Raw genomic sequence first — 16,964 nt, forward strand, 5'->3', positions numbered from 1 at the left:
CGCCACGATCGGAGGGGGCCAGAGCGTGCCGATGATCCGCAGCGCTCGCGAGCGCGACCGGCTACTGCGCCACTCCGCCTGCGGAGTCGGCCTGCTCACCGACGCGGGGGTACTGGGCATGGTACTCATTCCCGGGACCCTGCAGACCGCCGCCGTCCCCTTCGCCGTCGCCCTGCTCCTGGGCATGATGGCCGCCCATGTCGAGCTCGCGCGGTCGGGACGCCTCAGCCGCGTGATCGCCGTGGCGGTCGGCGGTGTGGTTCTGGTGTGGGGTCTCGCACTGGGGCTCGAATCGGGCGCGGACTTTGCCGGGTTCGTCCTGGTCAACACGGCGAACGCCGTGACCGCGAGTATCGCCGTGGTGGTGACGACCTCGTCGCGCCGCCTGGCCCTCGTGCTTCCGGTGCTGATCCCGAGCGTGATCCCCTCGGTGCTCGTCTCCACCGGTACCACGATCCCCGCCGTCCTCTTCCAGTCGCTGCTGCCCTGGGGCACGCTGTGCGGCTTCGCACTGTGGATCAGCACGGCGGTTCCCCGGGCGGTACGGCGGATCGACAGCATCGGCAACGCACACCGCGTCGAGCGACTGGCCAGCGAGACGGAGGCTCAGCGCCGACAGGGTGCTCGCCTCCTGCACGACACCGTCCTGGCCACGCTCACCCTCCTCGCACACTCGGGCCGCGGAGTGTCGGTCGACGCACTCCGGCAGCAGGCCGCCCAGGACGCGCAACTGCTGCGCCAACTGCGGCTCGGCGGAACACCGACGCCGAGCGCCTCCGGGTCCTACCAGCTGACCAGCGTGACCACCGCTCCGGCAGCCAACACCCTCGAGAGTGTCCGCCACCGCTTCGGCCGGATGGGTCTGGATGTCATCTGGCACGGCTCCGGCCAGGTGGCGCTCACGGGTGCCGCGCTCGACTCCTTCGTGCTCGCCCTCGCGGAATGCCTTGAGAACGTGCGCCGCCACTCCGGGGTCGCTTCGGCCGACGTGACGATCACCGAGGACGAGACGACCGTCCGCGCGATGGTCACGGATGCGGGCGCCGGGTTCGACATCGCGACCGTCCCGGACTCCAAGCTCGGCTTCAAGGAATCCGTGATCGCCCGGCTCGGTGATGTCGGTGGGCGCACCCGGCTGTTCAGCGCGCCGGGATCCGGGACCACGGTGGTGCTGGAAGTGCCCAAGTGAGCGCGGAACCCCGAGCGCCGGCGCCGCTGCTCGGCGGGGGCGGGTCCGGCCCGGCGGATCGCTCCGCCCGGTCGTGGCGGTCGGCGCGGTCGGCGCGCCGTCGGCAGGAGGGACTGGGCACCAATTACCTCGGCAGCGGCCTGAACGGCATCGCCGCCGCGATCCTGACCTTCCAGCTCCTGATCTTCCTCTCGACCTCGACCCGCTACAGCGACGTCGCACCCGCCGCGACCGCCTGGGTCCTCGTGATCCTCGCCTTCGGCTCCATCGTGCTCGCGATCCGCCTGAGCGGGCGGCGTCTCCCGCTCGCTGTCTACCTCTGCTTCCTCCTCGCGGTCGGCGTCGCCGTCGTGCTCGATCTGGTGGCGGTGATCGACTCTGGATCCGCGCGCACCGTCCCTACCGCCGCCGTCGCCGCGGCCGTCGCTCACGCCGCGCTGATCGTCCACCGGCGCGGAGTCGAGATCCTCGCGGTGGGCGTGCTCGTCTCGATCGCCGAGGTGGTCGTGTTCCTCTCGATGGAGTCCGGCGGCGCCGATGTGCTCTCGGTGCGGATCAGTGCACTCGTCGTGACACTCGCCCCGGCTGTCGTCGTGGTCGTGATGATGCGCGGGTTCCGCAGGATGGTGCAGCTCGAGACCGACCGCGCACTCGTGCAGAGCACCACCCTCGGCCCGCGCTACGCGGTCGGGATGCTCGCCTCCGAGGAGCTGGCACGGCTCGACCTGGCCGCCGAGCGCCTCCTCGCCGAGGTCGGGGACGGCTCGGTCCGCCTCCCCCTCGACGCCCAGCGCGCCGCCCATGCGACCTCGCTCGCCACGCAGCTCCGCCTCCACCTGATCGAGGGACGCCGCGAGACCTGGCTGCACCACGCCGTCCTCGAATCGGAGCTGCTCTCGCCCCTGGTCGACCTCGACGACCCGGACGGAACCGCCGGGCTCCTCGGCCACGACCAGCGCGACGGGCTCCTCTCAGCGATCTGGCTGATCGCCGACAGCGCGACCGGGCTCGCCGTGGTCCTGCACGTCGAATCGGGCAGCCCCCGTGATTCTGGAGCCGAGACGACGACCCGTGGCCTCCTCGTTCCGATCGTCCTTTACTCCTCAGGCGCGCCCTTGCGTGTAGTCGATCCTGCGACGTGGGAAGCTATCGCTCAGGTCGGCGTCTTTCGCGACACCTCGCGCGACGGGGAACTCCGAATCGAGATCGACTGCCTGGTCGACAACCCTGCCGACCGATGAGCAGCCGCCGTGAGGCCGTAGACGACCGACGACCGACGACCGAAGGACACCGATGACACCCACCGCTGAATCGAAGATCACGCTCGCAGTCGTGGACGACCATAAGATGCTCCTCGGGGCGCTGACGGAGTGGATTCGCGGAGCCGCCTCCGACATCCAGCTGGTCGCCGCAGTCGCCTCCTGGCCCGAGCTGCTCACGCACCCCGAGTTCCCCGTCGACGTCGTCCTCCTCGACCTCGACCTGAAGGACAACATCCCGATCTCGGTGAAGCTGTCGACGCTCAAGACCACCGGCGTCAAGACCGTCCTGATGAGCACCTACTCCGAGCCGGCCGTGGTGCGCGAAGCACTCGCCTCCGGCGCGCTCGGCTACCTGGTGAAGACCGAGGACGCCGACATGATCGTCGAAGCGATCCGCGCGGCCAAGGACGGCCACTCCTACATCTCCCACGAACTCGACATGGCGCTCTCCACCGGCGACTCCGACGGAGCCCCCAAGCTCAGCGCCCAGGAGCGGCGCGTAATGGCCCTCTACGGCGGAGGCGAACCGGTGAAGTCGGTCGCGTTCGAGCTGGGCATCTCGGAGGAGACGGCGAAGTCGTACCTCAAGCGGATCCGCGAGAAGTACCGCGTCGTCGGCATCGATGTGGGCACCAAGGTCGCGCTGCGCAAGCGCGCCATCCACGACGGCATCCTGATCGAGACGGACTAGGGGTCGGCCCCTCCGCGAGATGCCTCTTATGACGGGCCTCGCCGGCGTGTCGGCACCATAGGTGGCATCTCGCGGAGGGTAGCGGTACCGGCACTCGGGCGGGCGAGGATGCGCTCGGCGAGGAGCGTCTTGCTCAGCCACGGGGGCAGGGACGGCAGGGTCCGGAGTGCGCGCCTCAGGGGTGAAGGACCGCGACTGTCATGCCGGGGGTGGTGGCGGGGGCGTCCATTGCGGCGAGGGCGGCGGGGAGATCCTCGAAGGGGATCGTGCGGCCGACGGACTCGGCGGGGCGCAGACGTCCGGCAACAACGTCATCCAGGAGGGCGGCGTAGCCACTGCGGGCGATGCCGTGGCTGCCGAGCAGCTCCAGCTCCAGGGCGATGACCCGGCCGAGTGGGATCGTCGGCGCCGCCTCGGGCCTGAGGAGCAGACCGACCTGCACGTGCCGGCCGCGCGGACGCAGCACGGCGATCGACGCCTCCGCTGTGACCCTGCTGCCGACGGCGTCGATCGCGAGATGCGCCCCTCCGCCGGTCGCCGCCCGAATCGCCTCGACGGCTCCTGAACCGCCCGCGACGACGACCGCACCGAGCGTCCGAGCAGCCTCGAGCGCCGCGGTCGACACGTCTGACGCCACCACCCGAGCCCCGGCCGCGAGCGCGACGATCACCGCGGACAGCCCCACCCCGCCGCAGCCGAACACCGCCACCCACTCCCCCGGGGCGACCCGCCCGCGCACGTGCAGAGCGTGGTAGGCGGTCCCGAAACGGCAGCCGAGCCCGGCAGCTTCGACGAAGCCGACTGCGTCGGGCAGGCGCACCAGATTCAGCTCCGCGTTCGGCACGACCAGCGCCTCAGCGAACGATCCATCGAGGGTAAAGCCCGGCTGCTCCTGGCGGAGGCACACCTGCGTCGCTCCCTCGCGGCACTGCTCGCAGTCACCGCAGGCGAACACGAAGGGGGCGGTGACCCGGTCGCCCACTGCAACGCGGGTGACGGCAGACCCGACCTCCGCTACCGTCCCCGCGAACTCGTGGCCGGGGATCTGCGGGAGCACCACGGAGTCGTCGTGCCCCTTCCACGCGTGCCAATCGCTCCGGCAGACCCCGGTCGCGGCGACCCGGACCACGGCCCCGTCGACGGGGCAGATCGGATCGGGCACCTCGACGATCTCGGGGAGGGCATCGAAGGAGGAGTAACTGACGGCGCGCATGACGCCAGTGTTCCAGAGCACCCGGTGCCGCCCCCGGACTCTGGCGCGCCCTGACCGTGCGAACCGCGCTCCGACGGCATCGCCGACGTTCGCAGCCAGCGACGTTCGCAGCCGGTGCTGTCCTCAGGGACTCGCACTTCCTTCACCGGTTCTCCTCGTGCCGCCGCGGTCGCCGGAACGAGCGCCGCGACACCGCTCGCCGCAGTGGCGAGAACACCGACTGGCGCACAGATTCCAGCATCGGGCAGAGGATCGCCGGACGCCCTACAGCGCGTCGATGGGGATACCGTCGGTGCTCGGAGCGGTCGCCTCGCGGTGCACCGGGTAGACCGTCCCGCGGGCACGGTCGATAGCGATGCTGGTCAGCGCCAGCGCGATGCCCGCGGCGGTGAGGCCCACGCCGACCCAGATCGGCGAGAGATAGCCCAGGCCGACCGCGATCGTCAGGCCGCCGAGCGCTGCTCCGATCGAATTGCCGATGTTCAGGGCGGAGTGGTTGAGTGCCGCCGCGATGGTCTGGCTGTCGCGCGCGACGTCCATCAGCCGGGTCTGGATCGCCGGTGACGCGGCCGCCGAGAAGCCTGCGGCGAGGAACGCGAACACGACCAGGCCGACGATGGACGACGCCGAGAGGGCGAGCCCGATCAGCGAGACGCCGACACCCGCGTAGAACACCACGAGCGCGCGGCGTACGTCGCGGTCGGCCGCCCAACCGCCGACGAGGTTGCCCACGGTCATCCCGAGGCCGATAACGACCAGGATCCACGGCACCGCCCCCAGCGGCAGCCCGGTCACCTCAGTGGCGAGCGGCGAGATGTAGCTGTACATCGCGAAGAGGCCGCCGAAGCCGATGGCGCCCACCAGCAGTGTCATCCAGACCTGCAGGCGGCCGAAGGCGCGCACCTCGTTGCGGACGGTCGCGGCGGGATTTCCAGGCTGGGCGGGCACGAGCAGCTGCACGGCCACGACAGTCAGCGCGAAGAGAGCTGCGACGACGAGATAGGCGCTGCGCCAGCCCGCCACCTGGCCCACCCAGGTGATCGCCGGAACACCGACCACAGTGGCGATCGTGAGGCCGGAGAGAACGAAGGCGACACCCTTGCCGCGCTTGCCCGGGCCCATCAGGTCGGCCGCGACCAGAGAGGCGATACCGAAGTAGGCGCCATGCGGCAGCGCCGCGACGAAGCGTGCTGCGAGGACGAGCGGGAAGCTCGGCAGCAGCGCCGAGCCGATCGTTCCGATCGTGAAGGCGACGAGAAGGGTCAACAGGAGGCGCTTGCGCGGCCAGCGCGCCGCTGCGGCCGCGATCGTCGGCGCACCGACCACGACCCCGAGCGCGTAGGCCGAGATCAGCATCCCGGCCTGCGAGACGGCCTGCTCCTGACTCTCGGCGTAGACACCGGGCAGGAGGTCGGCGGCTAATTGCGGGAGCAGTCCCATTGCCACGAACTCGGTGGAGCCGATACCGAAGCCCCCCATCGCGAGGGCGAGCAGGGCGAGTCGGGTTCGAGCGGGCGAGAGTGTCACCGGACAAGGTTACCGAGGATCGACAGGATGTCGAATCGATTCGAACCCGCCTCCGACTCGCGCGCCACGAGTGCGCCCAGCTCTCCGGCTACTCCCCGAGCGCCTCGTTCAGCCGGGCGATCTTCCCGTCGATCTCGCCCGAGTACCCGGGGCGGATGTCGGCCTTCAGCACGAGCGAGACCCGGGTCCCGAATGCGCCCACCGCCTCCGTCGCCCGCCTGATCACGTCGAAGACCTCATCCCACTCGCCCTCGATCTCGGTGAACATCGACGTCGTGCGCGACGGCAGCCCACTCTCGCGGACGATGCGGACAGCGGCGGCGACCGCGTCGTGGACCGACGCGTCGGGCGCTTCGCCCCCGGACGGTGCGACCGAGAATGCGACGAGCATGGGAGCCTCCCTGACTGCGCCGCCGGGAGTCGGCCGCGCTCCGTCCGAGCCTACGAGCCCTGGGCCGCGAGGCGCGCCTGCCCGGTCAGCGCCGGCTCCGACAGCGTGGTGCCGCGCGCCGCGCCGATCCGCCACAGCTCCCGCAGCAGCCAGCCGAGCAGCACGACGAGCAGGACGTTCCGCACGCTCAGCACGAGCACCATCCACCAGTGCGACCAGAGCAGGAAGAGATAGAGGTACGGGTAGACCACCTGGGTCAGCGCCGCAGTGAGCATCGTCAACTTCGCCGGCCGGTCGAAGGAGCCGTCGCGGCATGCGATCAGCCCCGCGATCACCGGCGGCGCGAGCCAGACGATGTATTGCGGCGAGAGCACCTTGTTGGTGTCGATGAAGACGACCACGAAGGTGAGCGCAAGCAGCGGGAACAGCCGTGCCGCGTCCGCTTGCCGCGCGAGGGCCCGCGCTCCGAGCACAGCCACGCCCAGCATTGCCAGGGCGAGCAGCGGAGTCATCAGGCTCGCCGCGAACTCGGTGCCCGGCCCGTGCATCTCGAACGTGTTGATGTCGGCCGCGTAGTAGACGTAGCTGCCGGTGCCCGGGATGACCGACAGCCACATCCACGGGGTGCTGACGACGGCCTCGATCTGGAGGCCGCGGTCGGTCTGGTCGGTGACGAAGCTGAAGACCTGGTCACCGCCGCCGACGAAGACGACCGCGAGCACGAGGAGCACCGAGATGACCGCTGGCACGAGGATCATCCGCACCCGGCCGCGCAGCACGAGGACAGCGGCGGCGAGGATCGCGGCGGGCCACACCTTGATCCAGGTGGCGACCGTCAGCAGAGCTGCGGCGACGCCCGGCCGAGTCGCGGCCCAGAGCATCCCGGCGATGGCGGGAGGCGTGGTGAACGCGTCGATCCGGCCGATCGCGATCGGCCCGAGCAGGACGAGGAACAGCAGCCACCAGCGTGCCGCGGCGAGGCGCGGGGCCGAGCGGCGCCGCAGCAAAAGGGCGAACACGGCGGCGTCGGCGAGGGCGACGAGGACGAGCCACACGAGGTCGTAGCCTGCCGCGCCGAAGAGCCACGAGGCGGCGATCGGGCCCCAGGCGAGGATCGGGTAGACCCAGCCCGTGTCGATCCCGGCGATCCCGCCACCCTCGACGGTGGTTCTCATCCACTCGCGGTAGACGATGCTGACGTCGCCCATCGGCAGGCCGGGTGCGAACAGCGCCAGGAGCGAGAGCAGCACGTGCACGAGCGCGAAGCCGCCCCAGAGCACGGCGACGGAGTCGCGGTTCTCGCGCAGCCGGGTGAGGGGGCGGGAGAACGCTCGAGGAGGGGAGGACGGCACCGCGTCATTGTAGAGGGGCCGCTCAGCGGGACGCTGGCAGCGGCACTGCCCGCGCGGGAAGCGGCGCTCCCTGGACGCGTCAGTACCCGGCGAACGCGTCGGTGCGGATCCGTTTCGCCCCCGCGGCCCGCAGCGCACCGCGAACGGAGTCGACGAAGGACGGCGATCCGGAGACGTAGCCGACCCGTCGGCCCGCGTCTGGCACGGCGTCGGCGAGCAGTTCGGCGCTCAGGCGTCCGGACACGTGCGACCAGCCGCTGGGTAGGTCGGCCGGGGCCTCCTTCGAGCAGAGTACGACCCGCGCACCCGACTCCTGCAGCACATCGCGGTAGGCCACGTCCGCGAGGCTCGGCGCAGCGACCACGACGACCACGTCCCGCTCCGGCCCTCCCGCGAGGGAGCGCAGCTGGCTCGCGAACGGGGTGATCCCGATGCCGCCGGCCACCAGCAGCAGCGGCACGGAGGGGTCGGCCGGCAGGACGAAGTCGCCGCCGACGCTCGTCGCGCGCAGCGAGTCGGCGGGTTCCAGGGCGGCGAGCGCTCGCTTGAAGCTGCTGGCCTTCTCGGGCATCCGCAGCGCGATCGCGATCTCGCCGTTCGCGGGAGCCGAGGAGACGGAGAAGGTGCGACGGCTCCCCCGACTGTCGGCGCGGTGCGGCAGGTCGAGTTCGAGCCACTGACCCGGCTCGAATGGCAGCGGAAAGCGGGAGCGGAAGCGGTACTCGGCGATGCCGGGGGCCAGCACGCGAGTCGAGGCCAGCTCGAGCGTGTGCCGACGGCGCTGGCGGTACGCGACAGCGAAGGCGAGCGCGTTGCCGACGACGAGGCCCAGCTCCGGAGTGGCGGAGATCACGCCGATGTGGAAGGGCACGCTCGCCACCAGTGCGGCGACAACCGCGATGATCAGCTGCTGCGAGCGGCGGGGTGCGAGCGTGAGCGGCTCGGTCAGCATGAAGGCGCCGGCGAAGACGAAGGGGTAGGCGGTGAAGACCAGGGAGGCCGCGGCCCCGAGCTCTTGACCGTTCAGGACGGCCTGCTGCACCGAGACTCCGCCCGCCACGAGCACGAAGACGGCGAAGACGGCGAAGCGCCGGACCCGCGCGACGACCAGAAGAGAACCCACGACGACGAACGGCCAGATCGCGCCGCTGGCGATCCACCAGGCTCCGGCGGTGAGCCCGGTGAATCCGATGATCAGCACGGCGACCGCGGCCGGATTGAAGAGGTGCCGACCGCGCCAGGCGAGGACGTACTTGGAGGCGGCCGCGATTGCGCCGACGAGAGCGATCACCGCCAGCCCGCGCGGATCCGCCGTCGGGAAGAGCAGGCACGCGATCAGCAGCCCCGTGACGAGGGAGGACTCGAGGTGCGCGCGGCTGCGGAAGAGCCTCGCGAGGACCGCGCTCACGAGGGCGGTCGAGACGACCGCGACCAGAGTGCTGCCGAGGATCTCGAGCGGAGTCGAGAAGATCAGGCCGGCCGAGGCGTAGCCGACGGCGAGGAGCAGGAGCGCGGCGAGCGTCATCCAGACCAGCCGGTAGGTGGTGACGCGGCCGAGGGCGCGGTCGAGTGTGCCGATCATCGGAAGACCTCTCCGGGGAAGGAAGACGAGTAGTGGAGGGTGCCGTCGCTGCGGACGCGGACGAACTCGAAGTCGAAGCGCTCGGCGAGGGTCTCGGGCGGGCAGACGAACAGCGCGGTCGCGAGCCCGTCGGCGACGAGGGCCGTGTCGGCCACCGCCCAGGTGGCGACAATGCTCTCGACCGGAGCGCCGGTCCGCCCGTCAAGGACATGGTGGAGGCCGCTGCCCCAGGCCCGGCGGTTGCTCGCGGAGCCGCAGAGCGCGCGATCTCCGGGCAGGGCCACGCCGATCGCGCTGCTGGCGTCCCACGGGTGCTCGAGGCCGACCCGGTAGGCTCCGGCGCCCGTGCCGCGGAGGTCGCCGCTGGCGTCGACGAGGGCGGGCCCGACTCCGTCCAGCTCGTCGAGCACGAGGTCGACGAGCTGCCCTTTGCCGGCCGCGCCGACGTCGACGACGGTGCCCGGCTCGATCCGGAGTCCTGCCGCGCCGTACCGGGCCGCTGCCCAGGCCGGGGCAGCGGCCGCGGGTCCGCGGGGCACGAGGGTGTAGGCGGGGTCGTAGCCGAGCTGTTCGAGCGGGCCGCCGACGAACGGAGTCACGGCGCCGCCGGTCAGCTCGTCGAGCACGTCGTAGAGGGCGAAGAGCTCGTCGGCCTCGGCAGGGAAGACGCGCTCGCCCCCCTCGCGCAGCTGGGAGACGGCGGAGTCCTCGCGGAAGCGCGACCAGGTGCGGTCGTACTCCGTGATGCGCGCCGTCACCCGGGCACGCCGGGACGCGTCGAGCGGCTCGGCAGTGTCGATGTGCCAGGTGGTGCCGATCGCGTCGAATCGCCACCCGTGGTCGAGGGTGGGCGCCGGATCAGGCCGTGGCATCGGCCTTGATGGTCTCGACGGCGTCGTTGAAGCCGCCGGAGGTGAGGGAGGATCCCGACACCTTCGAGACCTTCAGGTCGTCGAGCGACTTGCCGACGACCTCGCCCGAGATACCGCTGGCGAAGCGCCCCTGGTACTGCTGGCCGGTCGGGTTCTCCGACTCCGGGGTCACGGTCACGTCGGTGACGACCCCGCCCGCGAGAGTCAGCGACACGCCGACCTTCTCGTTGCCGCCGGGCGAGGTGTAGGAGCCTTCGGCCTGGTAGGTGCCGTCAGCGTAACTGCTGCCGCTCGCGGCGGCGGTGTCGCTGTCGGTCGACGCGGGGGTCGAGCCGGTGGCGGTGGTCGGAGAGGTGGCGGTCGCCGCGTCGGCGTCGTTCCCGGTCGTGGTGGGGCTGGAGCAGGCGGCGAGGGCGGCGAGCGTACCGGCTCCGGCGAGGAGGGTCAGGGCGTAGCGGGCGGGAGTCGTGGTCTTCGCGGTCATGTCTGTTCTCCTGGTCAAGGCGGACGCGGCGGATCCGACGGTAGGGGTGCTCGCTTCGAGCATTCGATGAAGCGGCGGTGCGGGCCCGGTGAACCGGATTGCGGGTGTCGCTTCTCCTAGAACAACGGCAGCGGTTCCCCTTCGGTTCAGCGATCGCCGCCCGGGTGTGTCAGCGCAGGACGGCTGCGACGACTCCAGGCAGGTGCTCGGCGATGTCCAGGGCCGCGATCGGCCCGCCCGCGGAGGCGGCGCGGCCCGCTTCTGCGTGGAGCACCGCGGCGGCGGCGGCGAGCGGAGCGAGGTCCTCGGCCTTCAGCGTTGTGCCTGCTGTTTCGGCGTCGGCGGAGCGGCCGGCGACGAGCGCGCCGAGCACACCGCCGAGGACGTCGCCGCTGCCCGCGGTCGCGAGCCAGGGCGTGGATCCGGACACCTCGAGCTCCGTGCCACCGGCGACCACGTGGGTGGTGCTTCCCTTGAGCAGCACGCAGACTCCGAGGCGGTCGGCCGCGCGGCGCGCCCACTCCCCCGGCGCCGCCGCGATGGTGGCGGCGTCCACGTTCAGGCCCGCCCGGCTGAGAACTCGTGCGAGTTCGCGGTAGTGCGGCGTGATGACGACCGCTCCGGCGACCTCGTCGATCAGGTCGAGGGCGCCTGCGTCGAGCACAACTGGAACTCCCGAGTGCAGCTGCTCGATCAGCGTGCGCCGCTGGTCGTCGTCCCGGTCGCTCGCGCTGGTTCCGGAGCCGACCAGCCAGGCCTGCACGCGTCCCCCCGCAGTCACCACCTCCGGTCGCCGCGCGAGCACGAGCCCCGAGGGCCGCTCCGGCCCGAGGTACCGGACCATGCCGATCCCCGTCCGCACCGCCGCTTCGACACCGAGCACCGCCGCTCCCGGGTACTGCTCCGACCCCGTAGCGACCCCCAGCACCCCCCGCGTGTACTTGTCGTCACCCTCCCGCGGCACCCGAACACTCCGCACCGCCTCCGCCATCCCGACCCGCTCACCCATCCCGCCACCCTACGTCCGCCCCCGTGCCGGCACACCCGCACCCCCCACCCTCGTGCCGGCGCAGCCGCACCCCCCCGTGCCGGCGCAGCCGCACCCCCCCTCCCTCCAGGGGTGGGCGCGGGTGCTGGAGGGGGCAGTCGCAAGGCGGAGGAGGAAGCGATACCGGCGGTATCGCGCCCGACGACAACGCCGCGAATGCCCCCTCCAGCGCCCGCGCCTAGCGACGGGTGGCGTCGTCGACTTCGCCGACAAGCTCCTCAATAATGTCCTCCAGGAACAGCACTCCCGTGGCGCGGCCCTTCTCGTCGAACGCGCGCGCGAGGTGGGCTCCTGTGCGTCGCATGATCGCGAGGGCGTCTTCGAGGTCGGTGGCTTCGAAGATCGAGGCGAGTTGGCGGATCCGTTTCGCGGGGACGGGGAGGCGGAACTTCGCGCCTTCGGTGTCGCCGTCGAGGTCGAGGACGTCCTTGAGGTGGATGTAGCCCTCGGGGGTTCCGTCGTCTCCGAGGATCACGTACCGCGAGAAGCCGTGTTTGGCGACGGCGCGTTCGACGTCTGCGGGGGTCGCTCCGCTGGGGAGGCTGACAATGCCGTCGAGGGGCAGGGCGACGTCCTGGACCTTTTTTTCGGTGAACTCGAACGCGGCGAGGAGGGTGCCGGTCGAGTCGCGGAGGGTGCCTTCGCGGGTGGATTGGTCGACGATCGTCTGCACCTCCTCGAGCGTGAAGGTGCTGTTCGCCTCGTCCTTGGGTTCCACCTTGACGAGGCGGAGCACCCCGTTCGAGATCGCGTTGAGGGCGACGATGATCGGCCGGAGCACTCGGGCGATGGCGACCAGTGGCGGCGCCAGGAGCAGGACGGCGCGGTCGGGCATCGAGAACGAGATGTTCTTGGGCACCATCTCGCCGAGCACCACGTGCAGGAAGGACACGATCAGCAGGGTGATCACGAAGGCGACGGTGCCGGAGAACTCGTCGGGGATGCCGACGGCGTGCAGCGGCACTTCGAGCAGGTGGTGGATCGCCGGCTCGCTGACGTTCAGGATCAGCAGCGAGCAGACCGTGATACCCAGCTGCGTGGTCGCGAGCATGAGGGTTGCGTGCTCCATCGCGGCGAGCGCGGTGATCGCGCTGCGACGTCCGCTCTCTGCGAGGGGCTCGATCTGGGAGCGGCGCGCGGAGATGACCGCGAACTCCGCTCCGACGAAGAAGGCGTTCGCGGCGAGGAGCACCACGAGCCAGGCGATTCCGGCCCAGTCACTCATCGTCGGTCTCCTTCCGGCCGCGGTGTCCGCGGGCGACGTCGGCGAGCGGATCGGGGATCCCGTCGGGATCCGCGTCGGGGTCCGGGGTGAAGCGGAGGCGGTCGATGCGGCGGCCGTCGAGCCGCTCGACGCGGAGGGAGCCGCCCTCGACGTCGACCTGGTCGCCGACGGCGGGGAGGCGGCCGAGCTCGCTCATCACGAAGCCGGCGACCGTCTCGTAGGGTCCCTCCTCGGGGATGTGGACGCCCGCGCGGTCGAGGACCTCGTCGGGGCGGAGCATTCCGGGGAAGGTGGTGGAGCCGGGGAGCTTCACCACGTCGGCGCGGGAGCGGTCGTGCTCGTCGGCGACCTCGCCGACCAGCTCCTCGACGAGGTCCTCGAGCGTCGCGACGCCAGCCGTTCCGCCGTACTCGTCGACGACGACCGCGAGTTGGAAGCCCCGCCCGCGCAGCTCCGTGAGCAGCACGTCGAGCTTCATCGTCTCGGGGACGCGGAGCGGCTCCGAGCGCAGCGCCGTGACCGGCACGTCCGAACGCTTGCCGCGGGGCACCGCGACGGCCTGCTTGACGTGCACGACTCCGACGATGTCGTCGATGTCGTCGTCGGTGATCGGGAAGCGAGAGAACCCGGTGGTGCGGGCGAGGTCGAGCACGTCCTGGGCCGTGCTCGCCCGCTCGACCGTCGACAGGCGCAGGCGCGGCGTCATCACGTCGCCCGCGGTCAGAGCGGAGAAGCGGAGGGTGCGCCCGAGCAGGTCGGCAGTGTCCTCCTCGAGCAGTCCGGCACTGGCCGAGTGGCGCACGAGGCTCGAGAGCTCCTCGGCGCTGCGGGCGCCGGAGAGCTCCTCCTTCGGCTCGATGCCGACCAGGCGCAGCAGGGCGTTCGCGCTGCCGTTCAGCAGGGCGACGGCCGGGCGGAACACCGTCGTGAACGCGGTCTGGAGCGGTACGACGAGCTTCGCGGTCGCTCGCGGCAGCGCGAGGGCGAAGTTCTTGGGGACCAGCTCGCCGAGGATCATCGACAGCAGGGTCGCGATGACGATCGCGACGACCGTCATCACCGGCGCGAGCGCCTCCTCCGGAATGCCGGGCCCGCTGAACGGCTCCTGGAGCAGCGTCGAGAGCGCCGGCTCCATCGTGTACCCGGTCAGCAGCGTCGTGAGCGTGATTCCCAGCTGCGCGCTCGAGAGGTGCGTCGAGGTGACCCGGAGTGCGGCGATCGTCATCCCGAGGCGGGTCTCGCCGCGGTCGCGTCGGGCCTCGAGGTCGGCGCGGTCGAGGTTGACCAGCGCGAACTCGCTGGCGACGAAGACGCCGGTGCCCACCGTCAGCAGGAGGCCGACGCCGAGCAGGAGCCACTCACTTCCCACGGTGCGCGCCCCCGGTCACGAGAGCGTGGTGCGAGCCGTACTGAACGAGCCGGACCGGGAAAGCGGCGGCACAGAAATGGTCAGCACAGGAGACGTCAGCACAGGAATGGTCAGCACAGGAGAAGTCAGCACAGAAGAAGTCAGCACAGGGCGGATGCGCAGAGGGAGGGTCGTCCATTGTGGCGTCGAGTCTACCGGGCGGGGGCCAGGGGCGGGACTGCTCCGCGGCGCTTGGTCAGAGCCATTTCTTCCGCTTGAACACCGCGTAGAGCGCGAATCCGAACAGCACCATCAGGCCCAGCGCCCAGGGGTAGCCGAGCCGCCAGTGCAGCTCCGGCATGTCGTCGAAGTTCATCCCGTAGATGCCGGCCACGAGCGTCGGAGCGAACAGGATCGCCGCCCACGAGGAGATCCTGCGGACCACGTCGTTCTGAGCGAGCCCGGCCTCGGTCTGGCGCCGCGAGACCAAGGTGGAGTGCACCGTGAGCGCCTTGTCCAGGATCGCGCGGAGGGAGTCGACCGCCTCCGTGACCCGGATGGTGTGATCGAGCACGTCGCGCAGGGAACGGCGCAGCTCGATCCGCTCCGGCGAGGGCGCGGGCTCCCCCTCCGCGGGCGCGGACTCCTGCAGCAATTCGTGCACCAGCGCGGTCAGCGGCTGCACCGAGCGCTGGAAGTGGATGACCTCGCGCGAGAGGCGGTAGATGCGCTCCGAGAGTCCGTCCTCGGAGTCGTCGCCGAAGAGCTGGTCCTCGATCTCGTCCACGTCGCCCTGCACGCCGAAGACCACGGGCGCGTACTCGTCGACGACCTGGTCGAGGATCGCGTAGAGGACGGCCTCCGGGCCTCGGGCCAGCAGCGCCGGATCCTCCTCCAGCCGCCGCCGCACTCGGGCGAGGTCCGGCGAGTCGGCGTGCCGGATGGTCACCACGAAGTCCGGGCCCACGAAGACGTGCAGCTCGCCGAAGACGACCGCCTCGGCGGCGTCCGCGTAGCGCGCCGGCCGCAACACCACGAACAGCCCGTCGTCGTAGCGCTCGAGCTTGGCCCGCTGGTGCCCGCTGAGCGCGTCCTCCACGGCGAGCGGATGCAGGCCGAACTCCTCAGCGACCGCCTCGACCTCCTCGCGGCTCGGCCGGTACAGCCCGATCCAGGCCATACCGCGCTCGTCCCGCATCAACTCGAAGGTGTCCTCGAGCGAGTCGGGGTTCCGGATCCGGCGGCCGTCGACGTACACGGCGTTGTCGACGATGGTCATGGGCTCGGTTCTAGCACGCGGGGACCGCTCACCAGCTGACCGGCAGCGCCTTGCCCTCCTCGTAGCCTGCGGCGGACTGGAGGCCGACGTGCGCGCGCTCGTGGAAGTCGGCCACGCTCCGGGCGCCGGCGTACGTGAAAGAGGAACGTACGCCCGAGGTGATCATGTCGAGCAGATCCTCGACCGAGGGGCGCAGCGGGTCGAGATAGATGGTGGAGGAGGAGATGCCCTCGGCGAAGAGGCGCTTGCGGGCCAACTCGTACGCGTCGAGGCGGTCGAATCGCTCCTGCACCGCCTTGGCCGACGCCATACCCCAGCTCTCCTTGTAGATCCGGCCAGCCGCGTCACTGCGCAGCTCCCCCGGCGCCTCGATCGTGCCCGCGAACCAGGAGCCGATCATCACGGAGGCGGCGCCCGCAGCCAGCGCGAGGGCGACGTCGCGCGGGTAGCGCACACCGCCGTCCGCCCAGACGTGGGCGCCCAGCTCGCGAGCGCGCTCCGCCGTCTCGAGGACCGCCGAGAACTGCGGGCGACCGACCGCCGTCATCATCCGGGTCGTGCACATCGCGCCGGGGCCGACACCGACCTTGAGGATGTCCGCCCCCGCGTCGACGAGGTCGTGCACCGCATCGGCCGTGACGACGTTGCCCGCCGCGATCGGCACGCCGAGATCGAGCGCCGAGACCGTCCGGAGCGCCCGCAGCATCCCCTCCTGATGGCCGTGCGCGGTGTCGAGGACCAGCACGTCGACGCCCGCCGCGACGAGCGCGCGCGCCTTCGCCTCCACATCGCCGTTGATGCCGAGCGCCGCCGCGACGCGCAGCCGCCCGTCGGCGTCCAGGGCGGGGTCGTAGACGGTGGAGCGGAGCGCGCCGGTGCGCGAGAGCGTGCCGACCAGAGCGCCGTGGTGCAGCACCGGGGCGAAGTCGAGGTCGGCGGCCACCATGAGATCGAAGGCGGCGCGCGCGGTGGGCACGTCGTCGGCGTCGATGGAGGCAGTGGCGCTGTGCACGAGGTCGCCCAGCCGCGCGTCCGGCAGGGCGGTCGCCAGGCGCGAGGCCGGGACACAGCCCAGGATCGCGCCGTCCTCCTCCTGCACCACAAACCCGTGGCCGGCGACGGCCGGCAGGATGCGCAGCGCCTCCTCCACGGTGGTGGCCGGCGAGGCGGTGAGGGCGCCGGAGAAGGCGACCGGCTGGCGCTTCACCCAGCGGATCGCGGCGTCCAGGGCCTGCAGGGGCATGTCCTGCGGGAGGACACCGAGGCCGCCGCGGCGAGCCAGCGTCGCCGCCAGACGCTGCCCCGTGACGGAGTTCATATTCGAGGAGACGATCGGGATCGTCGCCCCCGTGCCGTCGCCCGGAGCAAGGGACACGTCCAGGCGGCTCGTCACGGACGAGCGGCCGGGGACGAGGAACACGTCCGAGTAGGTGAGGTCGCCTGAGGGGGTGCCGCCAGAGAAACGCATGAGGAAACGCTACTGCGGCGCGGCCCCGGGTCG

Annotated in this window: 15 protein-coding genes; 3 read left to right on the plus strand and 12 right to left on the minus strand. The window is 71.3% G+C overall.

The annotated features are described in order from the left end of the window. The first annotated feature begins 31 nt into the window (after window positions 1–31). Genes A6122_RS09715 through A6122_RS09725 form a run of 3 tightly spaced genes read left to right on the plus strand, consistent with a single transcriptional unit; the run spans window position 32 to window position 3,142 of the window. On the plus strand, window positions 32–1,189 hold the full coding sequence (locus A6122_RS09715) for a sensor histidine kinase (protein WP_068254308.1): 1,158 nt from the start codon (window positions 32–34) through the stop codon (window positions 1,187–1,189). Then, window positions 1,186–2,430, plus strand: coding sequence for a hypothetical protein (locus A6122_RS09720; RefSeq protein WP_068254309.1), 1,245 nt, complete (start codon window positions 1,186–1,188; stop codon window positions 2,428–2,430). Before A6122_RS09715 ends, A6122_RS09720 begins: the two co-directional genes overlap by 4 nt. A gap of 52 nt (window positions 2,431–2,482) precedes the next feature. Then, window positions 2,483–3,142: a response regulator gene (locus tag A6122_RS09725; RefSeq protein ID WP_068254310.1), complete on the plus strand. Its 660-nt coding sequence runs from the start codon at window positions 2,483–2,485 to the stop codon at window positions 3,140–3,142. 175 nt (window positions 3,143–3,317) lie between these two features. Here A6122_RS09725 and A6122_RS09730 read toward each other — a convergent pair whose 3' ends face one another. The 12 genes from A6122_RS09730 to guaB1 all read right to left on the minus strand — a co-directional run bounded on the left by A6122_RS09730 (window position 3,318) and on the right by guaB1 (window position 16,931). Continuing rightward, complete coding sequence (locus tag A6122_RS09730; protein ID WP_068254311.1) at window positions 3,318–4,355, minus strand: alcohol dehydrogenase catalytic domain-containing protein; 1,038 nt, start codon at window positions 4,353–4,355, stop codon at window positions 3,318–3,320. Between the two features lie 264 nt (window positions 4,356–4,619). Beyond that, the gene (locus tag A6122_RS09735) at window positions 4,620–5,834 is read right to left on the minus strand and encodes an MFS transporter (protein ID WP_068257425.1); all 1,215 of its coding nucleotides are present in this window, start codon (window positions 5,832–5,834) and stop codon (window positions 4,620–4,622) included. 136 nt (window positions 5,835–5,970) lie between these two features. After that, on the minus strand, window positions 5,971–6,273 hold the full coding sequence (locus A6122_RS09740) for a thiamine-binding protein (RefSeq protein ID WP_068254312.1): 303 nt from the start codon (window positions 6,271–6,273) through the stop codon (window positions 5,971–5,973). A gap of 50 nt (window positions 6,274–6,323) precedes the next feature. Beyond that, window positions 6,324–7,625 carry a glycosyltransferase 87 family protein gene (locus tag A6122_RS09745; RefSeq protein ID WP_084415943.1) on the minus strand — a complete coding sequence of 434 codons (1,302 nt, stop codon included), beginning with the start codon at window positions 7,623–7,625 and terminating at the stop codon, window positions 6,324–6,326. A 79-nt stretch (window positions 7,626–7,704) separates the two neighbouring features. After that, on the minus strand, window positions 7,705–9,207 hold the full coding sequence (locus tag A6122_RS09750; protein ID WP_068254313.1) for a hypothetical protein: 1,503 nt from the start codon (window positions 9,205–9,207) through the stop codon (window positions 7,705–7,707). Continuing rightward, on the minus strand, window positions 9,204–10,079 hold the full coding sequence (locus tag A6122_RS09755) for an FAD:protein FMN transferase (RefSeq protein WP_068254314.1): 876 nt from the start codon (window positions 10,077–10,079) through the stop codon (window positions 9,204–9,206). Before A6122_RS09755 ends, A6122_RS09750 begins: the two co-directional genes overlap by 4 nt. Next, a complete protein-coding gene (locus A6122_RS09760) occupies window positions 10,066–10,563 on the minus strand; it encodes an FMN-binding protein (protein WP_068254315.1) in 498 nt (165 codons plus the stop codon). The genes A6122_RS09755 and A6122_RS09760 overlap by 14 nt, the downstream gene beginning before the upstream one ends. Window positions 10,564–10,732: 169 nt before the next feature. Beyond that, entirely contained in the window at window positions 10,733–11,572 is an 840-nt protein-coding gene (locus A6122_RS09765; RefSeq protein ID WP_068254323.1) for an ADP-dependent NAD(P)H-hydrate dehydratase, read from the minus strand. A 217-nt stretch (window positions 11,573–11,789) separates the two neighbouring features. Further along, window positions 11,790–12,836 (minus strand): hemolysin family protein, encoded by a 1,047-nt coding sequence (locus A6122_RS09770; RefSeq protein WP_068254326.1) that lies wholly within the window; start codon window positions 12,834–12,836, stop codon window positions 11,790–11,792. Further along, the gene (locus A6122_RS09775) at window positions 12,829–14,205 is read right to left on the minus strand and encodes a hemolysin family protein (protein ID WP_068254329.1); all 1,377 of its coding nucleotides are present in this window, start codon (window positions 14,203–14,205) and stop codon (window positions 12,829–12,831) included. The genes A6122_RS09770 and A6122_RS09775 overlap by 8 nt, the downstream gene beginning before the upstream one ends. Window positions 14,206–14,440: 235 nt before the next feature. Next, window positions 14,441–15,463 (minus strand): magnesium/cobalt transporter CorA, encoded by a 1,023-nt coding sequence (gene corA, locus A6122_RS09780; RefSeq protein ID WP_068254332.1) that lies wholly within the window; start codon window positions 15,461–15,463, stop codon window positions 14,441–14,443. 28 nt (window positions 15,464–15,491) lie between these two features. Further along, entirely contained in the window at window positions 15,492–16,931 is a 1,440-nt protein-coding gene (gene guaB1 / locus A6122_RS09785) for a GMP reductase (RefSeq protein WP_068254333.1), read from the minus strand. Window positions 16,932–16,964: the final 33 nt, after the last annotated feature.

It is taken from the genome of Rathayibacter tritici (assembly GCF_001641005.1).
In the GTDB taxonomy this organism is placed as follows: Bacteria; Actinomycetota; Actinomycetes; order Actinomycetales; family Microbacteriaceae; genus Rathayibacter; species Rathayibacter tritici.